This is a genomic window from Nitrosomonas sp. (assembly GCF_024282095.1).
Classification (GTDB): domain Bacteria; phylum Pseudomonadota; class Gammaproteobacteria; order Burkholderiales; family Nitrosomonadaceae; genus Nitrosomonas.
This window is the reverse complement of the sequence record NZ_JAMWZS010000001.1, coordinates 100,981-117,003: the sequence shown is the minus strand read 5'-3', so window position 1 is coordinate 117,003 and position 16,023 is coordinate 100,981. Positions and strand designations below refer to the sequence as shown.

At 42.3% G+C, this 16,023-nt stretch carries 17 protein-coding genes; 7 read left to right on the top strand and 10 right to left on the bottom strand.

The window, feature by feature from the left end:
• The first annotated feature begins 10 nt into the window (after window positions 1–10).
• The 6 genes from rodA (at window position 11) to Q0K92_RS00505 (ending at window position 6,086) form a co-directional block, all read left to right on the top strand.
• A complete protein-coding gene (gene rodA, locus Q0K92_RS00530) occupies window positions 11–1,111 on the top strand; it encodes a rod shape-determining protein RodA (RefSeq protein ID WP_297323844.1) in 1,101 nt (366 codons plus the stop codon).
• The gene (locus Q0K92_RS00525) at window positions 1,108–2,076 is read left to right on the top strand and encodes a septal ring lytic transglycosylase RlpA family protein (RefSeq protein ID WP_297323843.1); all 969 of its coding nucleotides are present in this window, start codon (window positions 1,108–1,110) and stop codon (window positions 2,074–2,076) included. The genes rodA and Q0K92_RS00525 overlap by 4 nt, the downstream gene beginning before the upstream one ends.
• Before the next feature lie 789 nt (window positions 2,077–2,865).
• Window positions 2,866–3,351, top strand: coding sequence for a hypothetical protein (locus tag Q0K92_RS00520; RefSeq protein ID WP_297323842.1), 486 nt, complete (start codon window positions 2,866–2,868; stop codon window positions 3,349–3,351).
• Between the two features lie 128 nt (window positions 3,352–3,479).
• Complete coding sequence (gene ubiB, locus Q0K92_RS00515) at window positions 3,480–4,994, top strand: ubiquinone biosynthesis regulatory protein kinase UbiB (protein ID WP_297323841.1); 1,515 nt, start codon at window positions 3,480–3,482, stop codon at window positions 4,992–4,994.
• Window positions 4,995–5,101: 107 nt separating this feature from the next.
• Complete coding sequence (locus tag Q0K92_RS00510; protein ID WP_297323840.1) at window positions 5,102–5,410, top strand: (2Fe-2S) ferredoxin domain-containing protein; 309 nt, start codon at window positions 5,102–5,104, stop codon at window positions 5,408–5,410.
• A gap of 13 nt (window positions 5,411–5,423) precedes the next feature.
• Entirely contained in the window at window positions 5,424–6,086 is a 663-nt protein-coding gene (locus tag Q0K92_RS00505; RefSeq protein ID WP_297323839.1) for an alpha/beta hydrolase, read from the top strand.
• 13 nt (window positions 6,087–6,099) lie between these two features.
• Here the strand turns inward: Q0K92_RS00505 and Q0K92_RS00500 are convergent, their stop codons facing one another.
• From Q0K92_RS00500 to Q0K92_RS00475, 6 genes are read right to left on the bottom strand one after another with little or no spacing between them, the layout of a single operon-like run.
• Window positions 6,100–6,732 (bottom strand): response regulator transcription factor, encoded by a 633-nt coding sequence (locus tag Q0K92_RS00500; protein ID WP_297323838.1) that lies wholly within the window; start codon window positions 6,730–6,732, stop codon window positions 6,100–6,102.
• A complete protein-coding gene (locus tag Q0K92_RS00495) occupies window positions 6,725–8,179 on the bottom strand; it encodes a response regulator (protein ID WP_297323837.1) in 1,455 nt (484 codons plus the stop codon). The genes Q0K92_RS00500 and Q0K92_RS00495 overlap by 8 nt, the downstream gene beginning before the upstream one ends.
• A 6-nt stretch (window positions 8,180–8,185) precedes the next feature.
• A complete protein-coding gene (locus Q0K92_RS00490; protein ID WP_297323836.1) occupies window positions 8,186–8,632 on the bottom strand; it encodes a response regulator in 447 nt (148 codons plus the stop codon).
• An 8-nt stretch (window positions 8,633–8,640) separates the two neighbouring features.
• Complete coding sequence (locus Q0K92_RS00485) at window positions 8,641–8,799, bottom strand: ATP-binding protein (protein WP_297323835.1); 159 nt, start codon at window positions 8,797–8,799, stop codon at window positions 8,641–8,643.
• 14 nt (window positions 8,800–8,813) lie between these two features.
• Complete coding sequence (locus Q0K92_RS00480) at window positions 8,814–9,836, bottom strand: PAS domain-containing protein (protein WP_297323834.1); 1,023 nt, start codon at window positions 9,834–9,836, stop codon at window positions 8,814–8,816.
• Window positions 9,802–10,215 carry a hypothetical protein gene (locus Q0K92_RS00475; protein WP_297323833.1) on the bottom strand — a complete coding sequence of 138 codons (414 nt, stop codon included), beginning with the start codon at window positions 10,213–10,215 and terminating at the stop codon, window positions 9,802–9,804. Before Q0K92_RS00475 ends, Q0K92_RS00480 begins: the two co-directional genes overlap by 35 nt.
• A 637-nt stretch (window positions 10,216–10,852) precedes the next feature.
• Here Q0K92_RS00475 and Q0K92_RS00470 point away from each other — a divergent pair.
• Window positions 10,853–12,556 carry a PAS domain-containing methyl-accepting chemotaxis protein gene (locus tag Q0K92_RS00470; protein ID WP_297323832.1) on the top strand — a complete coding sequence of 568 codons (1,704 nt, stop codon included), beginning with the start codon at window positions 10,853–10,855 and terminating at the stop codon, window positions 12,554–12,556.
• Between the two features lie 92 nt (window positions 12,557–12,648).
• On the opposite strand, the gene Q0K92_RS00465 is transcribed toward Q0K92_RS00470, so the two are convergent.
• The 4 genes from Q0K92_RS00465 to gluQRS form a co-directional block, all read right to left on the bottom strand.
• Window positions 12,649–13,101 (bottom strand): PAS domain-containing protein, encoded by a 453-nt coding sequence (locus tag Q0K92_RS00465; RefSeq protein ID WP_297323831.1) that lies wholly within the window; start codon window positions 13,099–13,101, stop codon window positions 12,649–12,651.
• Between the two features lie 72 nt (window positions 13,102–13,173).
• Window positions 13,174–13,653, bottom strand: coding sequence for a polyketide cyclase (locus Q0K92_RS00460; protein ID WP_297323830.1), 480 nt, complete (start codon window positions 13,651–13,653; stop codon window positions 13,174–13,176).
• A gap of 25 nt (window positions 13,654–13,678) precedes the next feature.
• Complete coding sequence (locus tag Q0K92_RS00455) at window positions 13,679–14,836, bottom strand: FAD-dependent oxidoreductase (protein WP_297323829.1); 1,158 nt, start codon at window positions 14,834–14,836, stop codon at window positions 13,679–13,681.
• Between the two features lie 130 nt (window positions 14,837–14,966).
• Complete coding sequence (gene gluQRS / locus Q0K92_RS00450; RefSeq protein WP_297323828.1) at window positions 14,967–15,860, bottom strand: tRNA glutamyl-Q(34) synthetase GluQRS; 894 nt, start codon at window positions 15,858–15,860, stop codon at window positions 14,967–14,969.
• Between the last annotated feature and the right edge of the window lie 163 nt (window positions 15,861–16,023).

The following is a 16,023-nucleotide window of genomic DNA, read 5'->3' as shown; positions in this document are numbered from 1 at the left end:
CTGTCAGCCCATGATTGAACTCAGAAAAATTTGGTACTACTTCACGCGCTACATCGACGGTTTTCTGTTAGTCGGCATCCTCACATTGATGTTGGTGGGATTGATTGTTCTCTATAGCGCCACGGGTGCAAATATCAATAAAGTCAGTCACCAAGTAATCAACATATCGGTAGCTTTGGTGGTGATGTGGCTGGTTGCCAATATCCCATTACAACAAATCAGGCGGCTTGCATTACCAATGTATGTGACAGGACTTGCCTTACTCATTGGTGTTGCATTATTCGGTGAAATCAATAATGGCGCCAGGCGTTGGCTTGATGTCGGGATCACAAAAATTCAGCCGTCCGAGCTCATGAAAATCGCCATTCCGCTCATGATGGCCTGGTATTTCGACAAGCATGAAATCACGTTACGCTTGCGAGATTATGTGGGTGCCACCATACTACTGATGCTGCCGGTCTTTTTGATCCTAAAGCAACCTGATTTGGGCACGGCAATACTCATTGCGGCCAGCGGGTTTTATGTGCTGTTCCTGGCCGGATTGTCGTGGCGTATCATTGCCGGATTAGGAATAGCGGCGGCGAGCAGTTTTCCGCTTGTGTGGGCAACCATGCATGACTATCAGCGCCAACGCATTATGACATTGCTGGATCCCTCACAAGATCCGCTGGGCGCAGGTTATCACACCATTCAGTCATCCATTGCGATAGGCTCCGGTGGCGTTACCGGCAAAGGATGGCAAAACGGTACGCAAACACAATTGGATTTCTTGCCGGAACAAAGTACCGATTTTATCTTTGCAGTTTTCTCTGAAGAATTCGGATTAGTCGGCAACACGCTGTTATTACTGCTATACTTGGTGGTGATCGGACGTTGCATGGTGATTACCGCCAATGCATCCACGCAGTTTACGCGCCTCATTGCAGGTTCAATTACACTGACTTTCTTTACTTATATCTTCGTTAACATGGGAATGGTTAGTGGTATCCTTCCGGTCGTAGGTGTTCCGCTCCCGCTCATCAGTTACGGCGGCACCTCCATGGTGACAATGTTGCTCGGTTTTGGTATTTTGATGAGTATTCAAACACATCCTAAGCTCATAAAGACATGACAAACGTTTATTTAATATTCCCGCAAACCTATAAATATTTTTTGTCTGTAATCGCATCGCCGATTTCCGGATTAGCATTAGCACTGATCTTCACATTGCTGACGGCTTGCAGCAGCACACCGCAATATAGCGGCAAGCTAAAACACCAGCACTCCTCTACTGTTGCAGCAATAGACTCCGGTTCCGGTTCAGTTGCCAGAAAAGGCGGAGGCTATTATTTAGATGATGGTCCGGGTGATAACCCGCCACCTGATTTGCACTTGGTTCCGGATGCCGTTCCCAAGATTGAACCGCTGCGTCAGGCTAATATGCAGCCTTATGTTGCATTGGGTAAATATTTTAAACCGATGACCGAGCTTCGTCCTTATAGAGAACGTGGCGTCGCTTCGTGGTATGGCCGCCGCTATCATGGTAACAATACTGCATCGGGAGAAGTCTATGATATGTATGCGATGACGGCTGCACACCCTACTTTACCGTTACCCAGCTACGCCCGAGTCACCAATCTGGGAAACGGCAAATCGATTATTGTGCGTCTCAATGATCGTGGTCCATTTTTATCTGATCGCTTAATCGATCTTTCTTATACAGCGGCTTATAAATTGGGGATACTGGCAGGCGGCAGTAGCCAGGTTGAGGTAGAAAGTATAGTACTCAATAGTGATTCGACCAGACTGGCGGTCTCTGAATCACCAGTCTCGACACCGCCTATCGCCGATAGCAATGTAGCAATGGCTATGGTTTATCTGCAATTGGGAGCGTTTGGTTCACCGGATAACGCACACAATTTTCTCACACACATCCGCAAGAAAATTCCATCGCTCAACAAAACCGTCAACATCACGAAAAACAATGGCTTGTATAAAATTCACGCAGGCCCCTATCCAGATCAAATGCTTGCAAAACAAGCTGCCAGCACCATTACTCAGCACCTTGCCATTACACCTGTATTAGTCATCGATTAGCAGGGCGTTGAAAAACGTTTTCGAGATAACCGATGCCAAGCGATAAAGCGCAGTTTATGTGTGATAAATGAGTATTTTTAGCCTGTTTTTAACACCGCAGCGGCAACACAGATAGTTTTCCGGCGGCCTGTTAAACAATCAAAAAAAATCCCTATTGCTTGCAATAGGGATTAAAGGGCCTCGTCATAAAATCATTCATCACAATCAAAAGACTCAACGTAAAACATCTTCCTCAGTAAAGCATCACTCCTTTTTACATTGCGCCTTCGTCAGTAGAGGGAGGATTGCGATAATCTGACTTCACTATAATACCTACTGAGTATTTTTGAAGATGCAAACAGAGAGGGAATATATCCCTATATCGCGATTAGGACTGTGACTTTTCTCACACTAATGTCAAAACTGTTATTAATGCAATCATATCCAAACATTATCAATTGCATTCAAAGACTCCAAACAGTACACAGTGGGATTATCTTGTCATGGCTGTGAGAAGATACAGAGAGTCATATAATTATAGTGCTATACTCACAAAGGGCCTCTACCGGAAGGAAGCGAGGGAATGCTAGTTTTATGCTGATATTTTGCAAACGTATCATTAATGCCAAATCCAATAAAATGAGTATCATTATTTTCTCTCTTCATTATTAGAATCTTCAGACCCTAAATATAATCATGCTAACATCTATTGCGATAGCGCCCATTAATCATGTTTTACGTAGCGAGGGATGGCCATGCGAGCGACTACAATCGTTTACTGGCCAAACAGCTTGTATTCAGATACCTCCTTTGGTTAATTTCAGAATACTCATCAATGCGAAAGGTGAAGCGCAGCAAATTGATAGTAATTTTTGTGCAGATACAACACTCACCTTGTCTCCATTCATTCTGCCCAGAATACTTGCCGGAGAGGCCGCTGCATTTGAGCTGATCAAAATTACCGGCGATCAATCTTTTGCTGAAGAATTAATCAATATTGGCAAGCAAATTAATCTCAACATGATTATTGAGCATGACCTGAGTAAAGTCATAGGAGACATCCCTGCACATCGCATCGCCAATACAGGCGAACATCTCGTACAATGGCAAACAGAAAATTTTGACCGTATTTCTCAAGCGTTGGCTGAATATTGGACAGAAGAAAATATTTTCTTAACAAAGCGCGCCACGAGTAATCAATTTATTCAAGAAGTGAAAAATCTACAACATAATATCGAGAAACTAGAACAACGTTTAGATAGATTAACTCAGCAACATGCCTTAACCGACAAATAATTAAACACAACGCATTTATCTCTTCAAACAGCAAAACAGATGAATTTTGATTATGAATAAAAATAAACTCGTAATATGTTAGCTGCTCCTGTTAAATTCCAATGCCAGTCAACAAATCGATATAATCCATGCGCCTATTCCGCCTTCTAAAAATACAATCTGTTGCTTTCCGGTTCGGATTAGACGAATTTGTTCTGAGTCACAGTCGATTGAGATTCTTACAGGTCATTGTAAGAACACTGACTTTCTGGCGGAAGCTGGATAATCCACGCGGGGAAAGATTACGGCTCGCACTGGAAACGTTAGGCCCGATTTTTGTTAAATTCGGCCAAATGCTGTCCACCCGGCGCGATCTGTTACCACAAGATATCGCCGATGAATTAGCCAAGCTGCAGGATCAGGTACCGCCCTTTTCTTTTAAATTTGTCTTATCCACATTAGAAAAAGAATATGGCCAAAAAATCAACGAAGTATTCTTCAAGTTTGATGAAACACCGATAGCCAGCGCATCGGTCGCACAAGTCCATCTTGCCGTATTGCATGATGGCACCGAAGTGGCTGTAAAAATATTACGCCCTAATCTCGCCCCCACTATCGCGCACGATGTCGCCCTGATGGATACGGGTGCCTGGTTGGCGGAAACACTCTGGGCGGATGGCAAACGCCTGAAATTACGCCAAGTCGTTTCAGAATTTGCCCGACATTTGGATGATGAGCTTGACCTGATGCGTGAAGCGGCCAACTGCAGTCAATTGCGCCGCAACTTTCTGGACTCTCCCCTACTGCTGGTACCCGAAGTCCACTGGGATTACTGCCGCAGCAGCGTAATGGTGATGGAACGCGTCAAAGGCATACCGATCAGCCATGTCGATCAATTAAGAGAACAAGGCATTGATATTCCCCAACTGGCACGTGTCGGGGTGGAAATATTTTTTACACAAGTGTTCCGCGATGGCTATTTTCATGCCGACATGCATCCGGGCAATATTTTTGTTGGCGCAAATGGTCAGTACATTGCAGTTGACTTCGGCATTATGGGAACACTCAGCGATGAAGATAAAAATTACCTGGCGCAAAACTTTCTGGCTTTTTTCCGCCGCGATTACGGGCGGGTTGCACAAGCGCACGTTGAAGCCGGCTGGGCGCCCAAAGATACCCGCATAGATGATTTTGAATCGGCCATACGGGCTGTCTGCGAGCCGATTTTTGACAAACCGTTGAAAGAAATTTCATTTGGACGCGTGCTGTTTCAATTATTTCAAGCGTCGCGGCAATTTAATGTCGAAATCCAGCCACAATTGGTTCTACTACAAAAAACATTGCTTAATATTGAAGGTCTTGGCCGTGATCTGGATCCTGACCTGGATCTGTGGAAAACCGCCAAACCCTTTCTGGAACGCTGGATGGCTGAACAGATCGGCTTGCGCGGATTTGCCAGCCGGATACAAAAAGAAATACCTAACTGGGCGATTATCCTGCCGGAATTTCCCCGCCTGATACACCAGGCTTTTGCTGAAAATCGCAATCACGAGTTGGAAAAGAAGATGGCTGATCTGGTCATTGAAGAGAAGCGTCAAAATCGCTTGTTGGCGCTCATTGCGATCTTGCTGACCGGATTGTTGGCTTGGCAGGTATTTCATTAATCCAAATACATAGAGTAGTTGCAAAACTTTTTCTCGGTCGCATTTGGACAAAAATCAAATTGCGCTAAGCTAGCGATATATCAATCTTTTTTCTATGACACTGCGCTATGAGTTATTATCAATATCATGTTTTTTTCTGTACCAATCAGCGTGAAGGCGATGCCAAATGTTGTAACAATTTTTGCGCCCAGGAGCTACGGGATTATGCCAAGCAGCGTATTAAATCGTTAAAGCTGAATGGCAAGAAGAAAATCCGTATCAATAATGCAGGCTGCCTTGACCGCTGCGACGAAGGTCCGATCATCGTTATTTATCCCGAGGAAACTTGGTATACCTATATCGATAAGGAAGACATCGACGAAATCATCGATGAACATTTGGTCAAGGGAAACATTGTTGAGCGTCTGAAAATTTAAAATCGGATCCCACTTGACGAACTTCTCAGGTGATCACGTGAATTCTACTGTCATTCAAAAATTCTTCATTGACGGCCCCGCAGGCAAACTCGAAGTCATTCTGGGAGAACCGGAATCGGCTCCACAGGGTATCGCCATCATTGCTCATCCACACCCCCTGCACGGCGGAACCATGGAGAATAAGGTGGTGCATACACTATTCAACACCTTGCTGGAACTCGAATTTATTACGGTGAAATTTAATTTTCGTGGTGTAGGTCAGAGCGAAGGTGCGTTTGATCATGGTAGCGGCGAGATAGACGATGTGATTACAGTCACTCAGACAATTCGCAGTCAATTCAGCAATCATGTAACCGATGTACCGCTACTTCTGGCAGGATTCTCATTCGGCGGCGCAATTCAATTGCACGTTGCGGAAAAGCTTAACCCCGAATTTCTCATTCTGGTTGCACCATCGGTGGTTAATTTGAACGCACCGGCAGTGCCGAAAACCACACAATGCGCTTTGATCATACAAGGTGATGACGATGATATCGTATTGCCGGATGCAGTCCTTACATGGGCAGCACCCACATCACAACCGATCGTTTTTATACCAGGTGCCGAGCATTTCTTTCATGGCAAATTAGCGATACTCAAGCACGTGATACTCAGAGTATTTGCCAGAAAAACTTAATATTGCCGGTTGGTTACTCGACTAATCGATGCTGAATAGCATAACGAACCAATTGCGCATTATTTTTCATATTCATTTTTTCCAGAATTCGAGACCGATAAGTACTCACCGTTTTGACACTGAGTGATAATTTATTGGCGATGGCTGTCAAAGACTCTCCTGAAACAATCATTTTAAAAACATGGAGTTCTCTATCTGAGAAAGTCGTATGTGTCAATGCTGCCGAATCCAGAACTGGATTAAACAGGAGTTTTTCCGCCAGCTCAGGGTTTACGTATTTACCCCCTTTAGCGAGACGCCGAATCACATTAATCAGTTGATCCGTCGGACTATCTTTAGTTAAATAGCCTGAAGCACCTGAACGGATGGCTCTAATCGCATATTCTTCTTCGGGATACATACTCAGCACCAAAATACGCGCGGCAGTATTTACCGATAAGATTCTTTTTAGAATATCCAAGCCATTGATATCCGGTAGATTAATATCCAGCAAAATAATGTCCCACTCGCATTCTCGGGCTTTTTTTAGAATATCCTTGCCATCAACCGCTTCTGCAACAACTTCAATATCCTCTGTTTCACTAAAAATCCTTCTCAGTCCATCACGAAATAAAGCATGATCATCTGCAATCAGAACTTTAATCATTGATTGATTCCTCAAATAATCCAATAGTCGCCACAGGTATTCTCAGTGTTACCATACTTCCTTCCACAGGTGAGCCGACTATTTCAAGTTTTCCACCTAATTGTTGCATTCTCTCATTCATGCCAATTATTCCAAAAGATCCATGACTCAGCAATTGTGATTCAGTGATGCCTATACCATTATCTTTAATGGTAATCACCAAACCATCTTGATCTTCAAGAAGCTCAATATCTACTTTTGTCGCTTTGGCGTGTCGTGCTATGTTGATAAATGCTTCCTGAATAATTCTAAAAATACTGGTCTCATGATGCTTATTGATACATGATACATTTGGTATGGTTGATTCAAGCGAACATTTAATATTTGTCCGCTGCTCAAATTCACGTATCAACCATTCAATGGCACCATATAACCCTAAGTGATCCAGTACATTGGGACGCAAATTAACCGAAACCCTGCGTGCGGTTTCAATAGCTTCTCCAGTTAATTGATAAAGTGACATAATTCTTTCATGCATAGGCTCAGTATTTATTTTTTTTGAGAGCCAATCCAAATCCATTTTTAAGACGGTCAACGTTCCTCCCAGCACATCATGAATTTCACGGCCTATCCGAGTTCTTTCTTCTTCTCTAATATCTTGCAGGTGTGTTGTTAAATGACGCAGATTCTCGATCATCCTTTTCCGTTCAGTGACATCTTCAATCATACACAAATAACATACTTCCAAGTCTCCAATCATTTCAAATAGTACGATTGACATTTCAATCCAAATAACAGACATATCCGAACGCAAGATTCTTTTTACTATTTTAGAGTCATGCAACTGCTGATTGATGATGTGCGCTATGTCATCCTTGTAAGACGGTAAATCATCCGGATGAACAATATCGGATTGGTTGATACTCAAAAGCTCATTCACACCTCTACCTGCAATGGACGCATACTTTGGATTGACATCGTAATATTTTCCAGTTTGTAAATTGATCAGCGCAATACCCAGCGGTGCTTTCTCAAAAATAGTTTGAAACCGCTTTTGCGCTTTTCTATTACTTTCTTCTATGCGCTTTCTTTCAATCGAATAACGGATAACACGTGCTAAAACACCCTCCGTTAGACTTCCCTTCACCAGATAATCTTGTGCGCCCGCTTTTATTATTTTTATTGCAAGTTTCTCGTCATCCCTAAAAGACAATACTGCGATGGGTATATCCGCAGCACTTTCCCGCAATCGATTAATCGTCGTAATACCGTCGCTGTCGGGCAAAGTAAGATCTGACAAAATTAAATCAAATGAATGTTGTTGAAGTAATTCAAGTGCGGAACTTAATCGCTCTGCATGAACCAAGCTGATTTGATCACCCATGGCCCGCTGTAAGTCACTTTGCACCAGGAATGCATCAGTTTCATTATCTTCAATTAACAGAATATTAATCTTAGATGTCGTCATGGCAAATTATGGCTCATACAATATTGAAGCAGAAAACCAGAAGTCCTTAATTGATTTTGCTATCTTAATACATTCGTCAAAATCCACCGATTTTCTGACATAGCCATTCGCGTAACTATTATAAGCAATCCTGATATCTTCCTTTACCACAGACGAAGTATAGATCAAAGTAGGAATACTTCTAAAATCAGGATCTGCCTTTACTTCGGTCAACACCTCGAATCCATTCTTTCTGGGCATATTCAAATCCAATAAAATGATATCCGGGCGGGGTGCTTCATGATATTGTCCTTGTTGCTTTAGAAATTCTATGGCATGTACCCCATCTTCAGCGACATAAATCTCATAAATTCCCTCACAAAATGCAAAGGCTTCCTTGATCAACAAAACATCTGTCGGATTATCATCAATCATCAGAATCACATTCGGGCGAGTGTTTTTTTTATAACGCATGTGAATGATTAATTAAATTTGGGAATTGTAAAATAAACGGTTGAGCCAACATTCGGTTCCGATTGAATCCATATTCTTCCACCGTGATACTCCACGACTTTTTTACAAATTGCCAAGCCGATACCCGTACCGGCATATTCCCTACGGCTATGTAATCGCTGAAACACCCGAAAAATACGTTCTAGATATGCTCCTCAATACCAATCCCGTTATCAGTTACCGAGAGGATCCATTCGCCATGATCTTCTTCTACGCCGATATGAATTTTAGGTGGCTGCTCTCTTTGGAATTTAAGTGCGTTGTTGATCAAGTTAGTAAGCAATTGAATAAATTGAAAAGGAATGCCTCTAACCACAGGAAGTCGATCATGTGTAATTACCGCATTACATTCACTGACGATGACCGATAAGTCTGTTAATACATTACCTAATAATTTCTCACAATCAACTTCCGTCAAGGTTTGATTTGCATTCACTTGCGCATAGGTTAGTAAATCATCAATCAGCATCTGCATACGACTTGTTCCTGCTACCGCATGTGAGATCAGATCATTAGCACGTTCATCCAATTGGTGATCGCAGTATTTCTTCAGTAGTTGGACGAAACTGTTAATAGCTCGAAGCGGCTCCTGTAAATCATGCGTCACGACATAAGCAAATTGCTCGAGCTCATCATTAGAACGCGCCAATTCTTTGACCTGCCCTTCCATTTTTTCTTCTAATTGCTTATATCCTGTGACATCCGTCCAGAGTGCAACATATTGATAGGGAGATCCCGTACGATCGAGCAGTGGAATAATGGTCGCATCTATCCAATAAAAAGTACCTTCTCTCGTGCGATTCTTAAACCCTCCCTTCCAAATTTTTCCTGCCGTGAGAGTGTCCCATAAAGCACGCATAAATTCCTTAGAATGAAAACCGGAATTAATAATACGATGATCTTGCTCTAACAATTCTTCTGCCGAATATTTAGAGATTGCACAGAATTTTTCATTGACGTATTTTATTTTGCCACTCTTGTCGGTGATCGCTATGCTCACATGCTCATTAATTGCACTTTCAATCAACTGGATTTCATTCAAGAGTACTGCTTGCACATCATAGCGTTGCTTCTGCTCTAACCATAATCCAATATCATTTGCTATATTTTGTAGAAATATAGAATCTTCACTATCTGACCATTTGATAAGATTTGATATCTTCATAGAAAAAGCACACTTGTCCGCACGTCTTGCCATTCACAATAATCGGCGCAGAAAATTTGTGGGTTAAAGCATGCGTAAAGTTATCTGATTTAAAACACTTATCATAAATTTCGATAAAAGGAAAAATATACTCACATTGACGCCATGCCAAGCTCAGATTCTTAACAATTTGCTGACACAACTCATCGATTGATTGCGCTGTGTGTATCGCTCGGGAAATTTCATACAAATGCGCCAACTTAACCAAGTTATCCTGGCTTTCGGCCTTATTCATACTTGTAAGATTATTCTTATCAAGAAATAAATTGGGAATACATTGCGTTTTATGAGCTGTAATTTTAGGTGTTGATTTTTCTTTGAAATCGTCAAATTGATTCATCACTGAATGAAAGATTTGATCCGATAACGGTCGCTTACCATAACCAGATTCTTTACGTAAACTCATTTTGCACTAACCCAGGATCTTGTTTATGCATCTGTTTCTTATCGTTACGCTGATATCAAGGATACATTCCTAATTATCGAGCAGCTAATATAAATAACGTTCCATAGTATCTGGCTGGAAATCCAAAGACCATAGGAACATTCTTACTATTTATTACTTCTTTTGATCAACTGAGATCGGTCATTTCTGACCATGATCGATTAATCATTCAACCTCAAAACCTATTCGATTTGATTCATCAGTATCCGAAAAATATATCAATTTGTATCAAGCGTATATGCAAATAAAACTGCTGGCTCGGAAACAAATTCTTCATCTATCCGTAATCAATGAAAAGCAAGCACACATCTTAGTTTTTAGTTTAAGCAAGATACAAAAGAGCAGCATTAAGTGTTGAGAAGACTACAAATTACCATGTTATGCATTTTATACATCAATTATCAGACACTTCTTATGCTTATAATAAGCAAATACTGAATACAAAACAGGAAATTACCGACATAATATATTTATTCCTATTCCGTTAAACCTTACCTTACTGAAACAAAATCATAAAAGGATAGGATAGGATATGAGAGTAAATCTTCCGGTTACCAATATAGAATATCTCATTGATGAAGATAAGTTATTATTATCGACAACCGACCCCAAGGGAAGATTAACCTATGTTAATCAAGCATTCATAGAGGCCAGCGGATTCTCAGAAGAAGAGTTGATGGGAAAAGCGCATAATATTGTTCGCCACCCCGATATGCCGCCCGAAGCATTCGAGGATTTATGGAATACCTTAAAGCAGGGTTTGCCTTGGACAGGACTCGTCAAGAATCGCCGGAAAAATGGCGATTTCTATTGGGTAAATGCCAATGCGACTCCCTTGTTAGAAAATGGGAAAATAACAGGGTACTTATCGGTTCGGATCAAACCATCTCGTGAAAGCATAGAGCAAGCTGCTCCCATCTATCGAAAATTCTTGGAAGGCCAGGCCAAGAACTTAAAGATTGAAAAAGGCCAGGTCGTGCGCACTGACTTAATTGGCAAAATTGCGACTCTTTTTAATTTGACGATCGGAAAACGTATTGGTCTTTGCATGGGCATCCCCGCATTATTTTTATTGGCTGTGGGTAGTATTGGTTGGTGGGGCCTTACACAAACACAAGCCGCTCCATTGCTCAGCAACATCATCGCTGGAACAACCATAACGGGTATAGCACTGATGTTTTATCTTACTTTTAGTATGGTAAAAAACACACTATCCCCGCTAAAACAAGCGATCACTATTGCCAATACATTAGCTTCCGGTGATCTAACGCAGAAAATTACAATAAACCGCACCGATGAATTTGGTCAATTATTAAAATCAATCAACCAAATGGGTATCAATTTAAGAGCTACCGTACTGGATGTACAGAGAAATGCAACATCAGTGCGTCTCGCATCCGGAGAAATTGCATCAGGTAATCTGGACCTATCGCAACGTACCGAAGAGCAAGCTTCATCGCTAGAAGAAACTGCTTCAAGTATGGAAGAACTCACAACAACTGTGCGTCAAAATACTGATAATTCAATGAGTGCCAACCAGCTCGCCTTGACTGCCAGTGATATTACCGCGAAAGGAGGATCGATGATGCAGGAAGTCATCGCGACGATGTCATCAATCAGTGAAAGTTCCAGCAAGATCTCCGACATTATTAATGTCATTGACGGCATTGCCTTCCAAACCAATATCTTAGCGCTCAATGCCGCCGTTGAAGCAGCGCGTGCCGGTGAGCAAGGTCGGGGATTCGCCGTGGTAGCAACAGAAGTTCGTAATCTTGCTCAACGGAGCGCGACGGCGGCTAAAGAAATTAAAGCACTCATTGACGATTCTGTACAAAAAGTTGATGAAGGTGCCACATTGGTTAATAAAGCAGGTAAAACAATGGACGAGATAGTCAGTTCAATCAAGCATGTGACTGAAATCATGTCCGACATCACTTCAGCATCAAAAGAACAAAGTATGGGTATCGAACAAATCCATCAGGCTGTATCACAAATGGATGAAGTAACGCAACAAAATGCGGCATTAGTAGAGCAGGCGGCTGCCGCAGCGGCATCTCTTGAGCAGCAAGCCAGCGAACTGGTGGGTGCAATTTCCATATTTAATGTTCTACATGGCAATGCAAAGCATGCAACCACTGTGGTTCAGTTAGCTGACAACAAGAGAACTGCAAAGAAAATCAAATTTAATCAAGATCACGTCAATAGTAGTTTAAAAATTGCTGTCGGTGACCATTAACAATTCATCAGAGCAAAATCTGCAATGGAAATCTCTCATTGGAGATTTTGCTCTGAGCCAGTACAGTTGAACGGTTCAGAAGTAAAGCGCTCTCATTTCTTAAACTTTGCTAATTGCTCTTTCAGTGCCTTGATTTCCTCTTCTGCGCGAATGCGTGGCGTAACATCCAATTGAACACCCAGAAAATACAGCAAATTTCCTTTAGAATCAAAAAGCGGCGACATTACAAGATGGTTATAAAACAACTCACCGTTCTTACGATAGTTGCGTAATGTCACTTCAACGGATTCCTTATTCTTGATTGCTTCCCGTAATTGACTGACTGCTGCTTGATCGCGTTCCTTTCCCTGCAAAAAACGACAATTCCTACCCACTGTTTCCGCCAGCGTATAGCCGGTTATGGTTTCAAAAGCTTTGTTAACATAGACCAGTGGCATATCTTCTTGATCAGGATCAGCTAGTGACACTCCATTTACGCATGAATCAAGAATCTTGGACAATACTTGCGGAATTAATCCAGGGTCTTTCTCAACGATAAAATCCATGATTTTCTCTCCAGGTTAATCAATTGCTAGCTAAATAAAAATAAAAAAGGACCGCAGGCGCATATGATTCCATTATTTCGAGTCAACTTGCTCTGCTTCAATTAATTTCTTGATATTTCTTACTGTTCTCTCGGTACCATCCTGCACAGCGATTCGTACCAGCTTCTCAAATGGTCTCACATGTAAATCGAGGCTTAATAATTCAAAAATAAAAGTCAGGCGACTATCCGTAGAATTGATAGGCTCAATCATGTAATCACAGCGGTATGGATTCGAAACACCCTCAAAACAAATGCGCATTCCTGGGTCAAATGTCTTGATCTTAAATGTTGATTCGGACCGATTACCCTGATCGATGCGCACTTGACGACAGATCACTCCTTGTCTTATAGGGCCATCGGTGAGCTTCTCCAGATCCTTGACTTCTGGTGACCATCTCGGATAGTTAACCAGCAGATCAATTCCGATAAAATTGAAAAGCCTATCACTTGGACTTTGAATTATTGTGCTGGCCTTCCCCACTACAGGGCTGTCTTTGAACAAACCAAGCATAATCATGTCTCCTGCGTAGCGTTTGTTAAACCAGGTAAGTATCGATTCCTACCAATAATAAATCATATTGTGCTTCAACGAGTTCTTTAATTGCCAACGCCGGCATACCGGTTATTAAATTGCTTTCGGAACCCAGCCAGCCCACAGCATCCGCAGGCCCCAGGCTCACTACATAACCTAAGTCACGGTGAAGGTATGGCTCAAGCAATCCGGGAAAACCTGAATGTCGCAATATATTACGTGCGACTAATTTACCCTTACGAACAGCAGATTGCGCGGTTAATGTATTAGAACCTAAGGACTGATAATAAGAACAATCACCAGCCACAAAAATATTGGATAAAGGTGACTTATCTTCTATAACTTGCCCAAAAGCGTTAGCAGTAAAAACATTTTGTGTTTTCTTACCCAAAAACAAAATGGATAAACTGGAAGACAATTCAAATTGCTTTTCCGTTTGCTTCTCTGCCAGCAAAACTTTGTTGGATTGTTGTCCACAATAGTAGGTATTCGGATAAAAAGCAATGCCCATATCCTGCATGCGAGATTGCACATAAGTACTAAACCCATGGGGAAATTGCTCCAGCACATGTTCGCCCGAATGGATCAAACGTAACTCGGCGTTGCTTTTGATTCGCTGCAGAAATTGCTTGATCTCAAATAAGAACTGTATGCCTGTCGCCCCCCCGCCCACAACAGAGATCGATTGCTCAGATTGATTATTTTTGTTAAGTAATTTTGTCAATAAATCAGAGCCGGCTGCAATGGTGAAATCCTGCAAACCCAGCACATTGTCGGTAGGATCTGTGGCGCTACTTTCACAACCGGAAACAATTAATAGATAATCAAAACTCAAGACTTCTTTATCCAGGATCAGCTGCTTCTGTTCCTGACATTTCTGGAGTTCGTCCTGATCAAAATGTACTGAAGCTGCTATATACCGGCAACCATAGCGACTCGCTATATCGGTAAAGGGTACCAGCAGATCTGTTAAGGGATAGCGAAATGTTTCGTGCAAGTGCGTAATTTTTATATGCTGTTCCCTCGGATCAATAATGGTGATATCCGTATCAGGTGCATAGCGCAACAGGGTCGTTAATGCGGCAATACCGGCATACCCACCGCCTATTATTACTACTTTCAATCGCTTTTGTTTCGATATATAAAACGGCAAAAAAGCCACATTGACTCCTTACTCACTATGTACGAAGAATATTAGTCTCTTCTCTATAGTAGCCTAACACAACCTCGCATAGATACAGTTTCGTTTTCATCACTATATCACTGGGAATTCCATACATTACTGATGACAATTAGCGCGGAATCTGATCGACTCGCCAGTTTTTTTGGGCCCAGCGCCAGAAGGAAGCAATATCACCTTCTATCATCTCTAATGGTGGCTCCTGACCTAAAAAATGTAGCGCATCCACCAATTGCGTGAGCGCATTGGATACATCGATTGGCGCAGCATTGGTTTGTTTACTAAGCTTCTCACCCAGCGCATTGGTCACAACGGACAAATGCAGATAGCTTGGCGTCGCATAGCCTAGCAACCGCTGCAAAAATATTTGGCGTGGCGTAGAGTCCAGCAAATCCGCACCACGTACTACATGCGTTATTTGTTGCTCAGCATCGTCTACGACCACTGCCAACTGATACGCATACATGCCGTCAGCCCGGCGCAGGACAAAATCACCAATATCATGCCTCAATCGTTGAGAATACAATCCTCTCAGCCTATCATTGAATTCGATGACATCATTGCCGGTTCGCACACGAAGCGCATGTACTTTATTATCAGGAGCGGGATTTCTAAGGCAGGTTCCAGGATACACCGGCCCACTCACACCCATGATGCTGGAATCAGCAATCTCTTTACGCGAACAACTGCAGGGGTAGATGAGTCCTAGTGTATTCAAAGTATCCACTGCATTCCGGTAAACCTCGGAACGCTGGCTCTGATACATCACATCGCCATCCCATTCCATACCCAGTGCTTCAAGCGTATGTAGAATTCCACTGGCGGCACCAGGCATTTCTCGCTGCCAATCAAGATCCTCAATCCTCACCAGCCAATCACCATGGTTGAATCTAGCATCAAGATAACTACCCACTGCAGCCACTAATGAACCGAAATGCAGCGGCCCCGTAGGCGACGGCGCAAACCTGCCTCGATACCTTGGACTCACATGACGCTTATTTTCCACGAAGAATTAATGACCTAGATACAGAGCAATTTACCGGCAACACAATCTTCCAGTCTGTTCAATTACAGAAATCAATAGTGACAATCCATACGGACCCGCCTAATCAATTATAATTCTAAAATAACACCGGTCATATTTGTTATTCGATTAAGAATCCATCCAA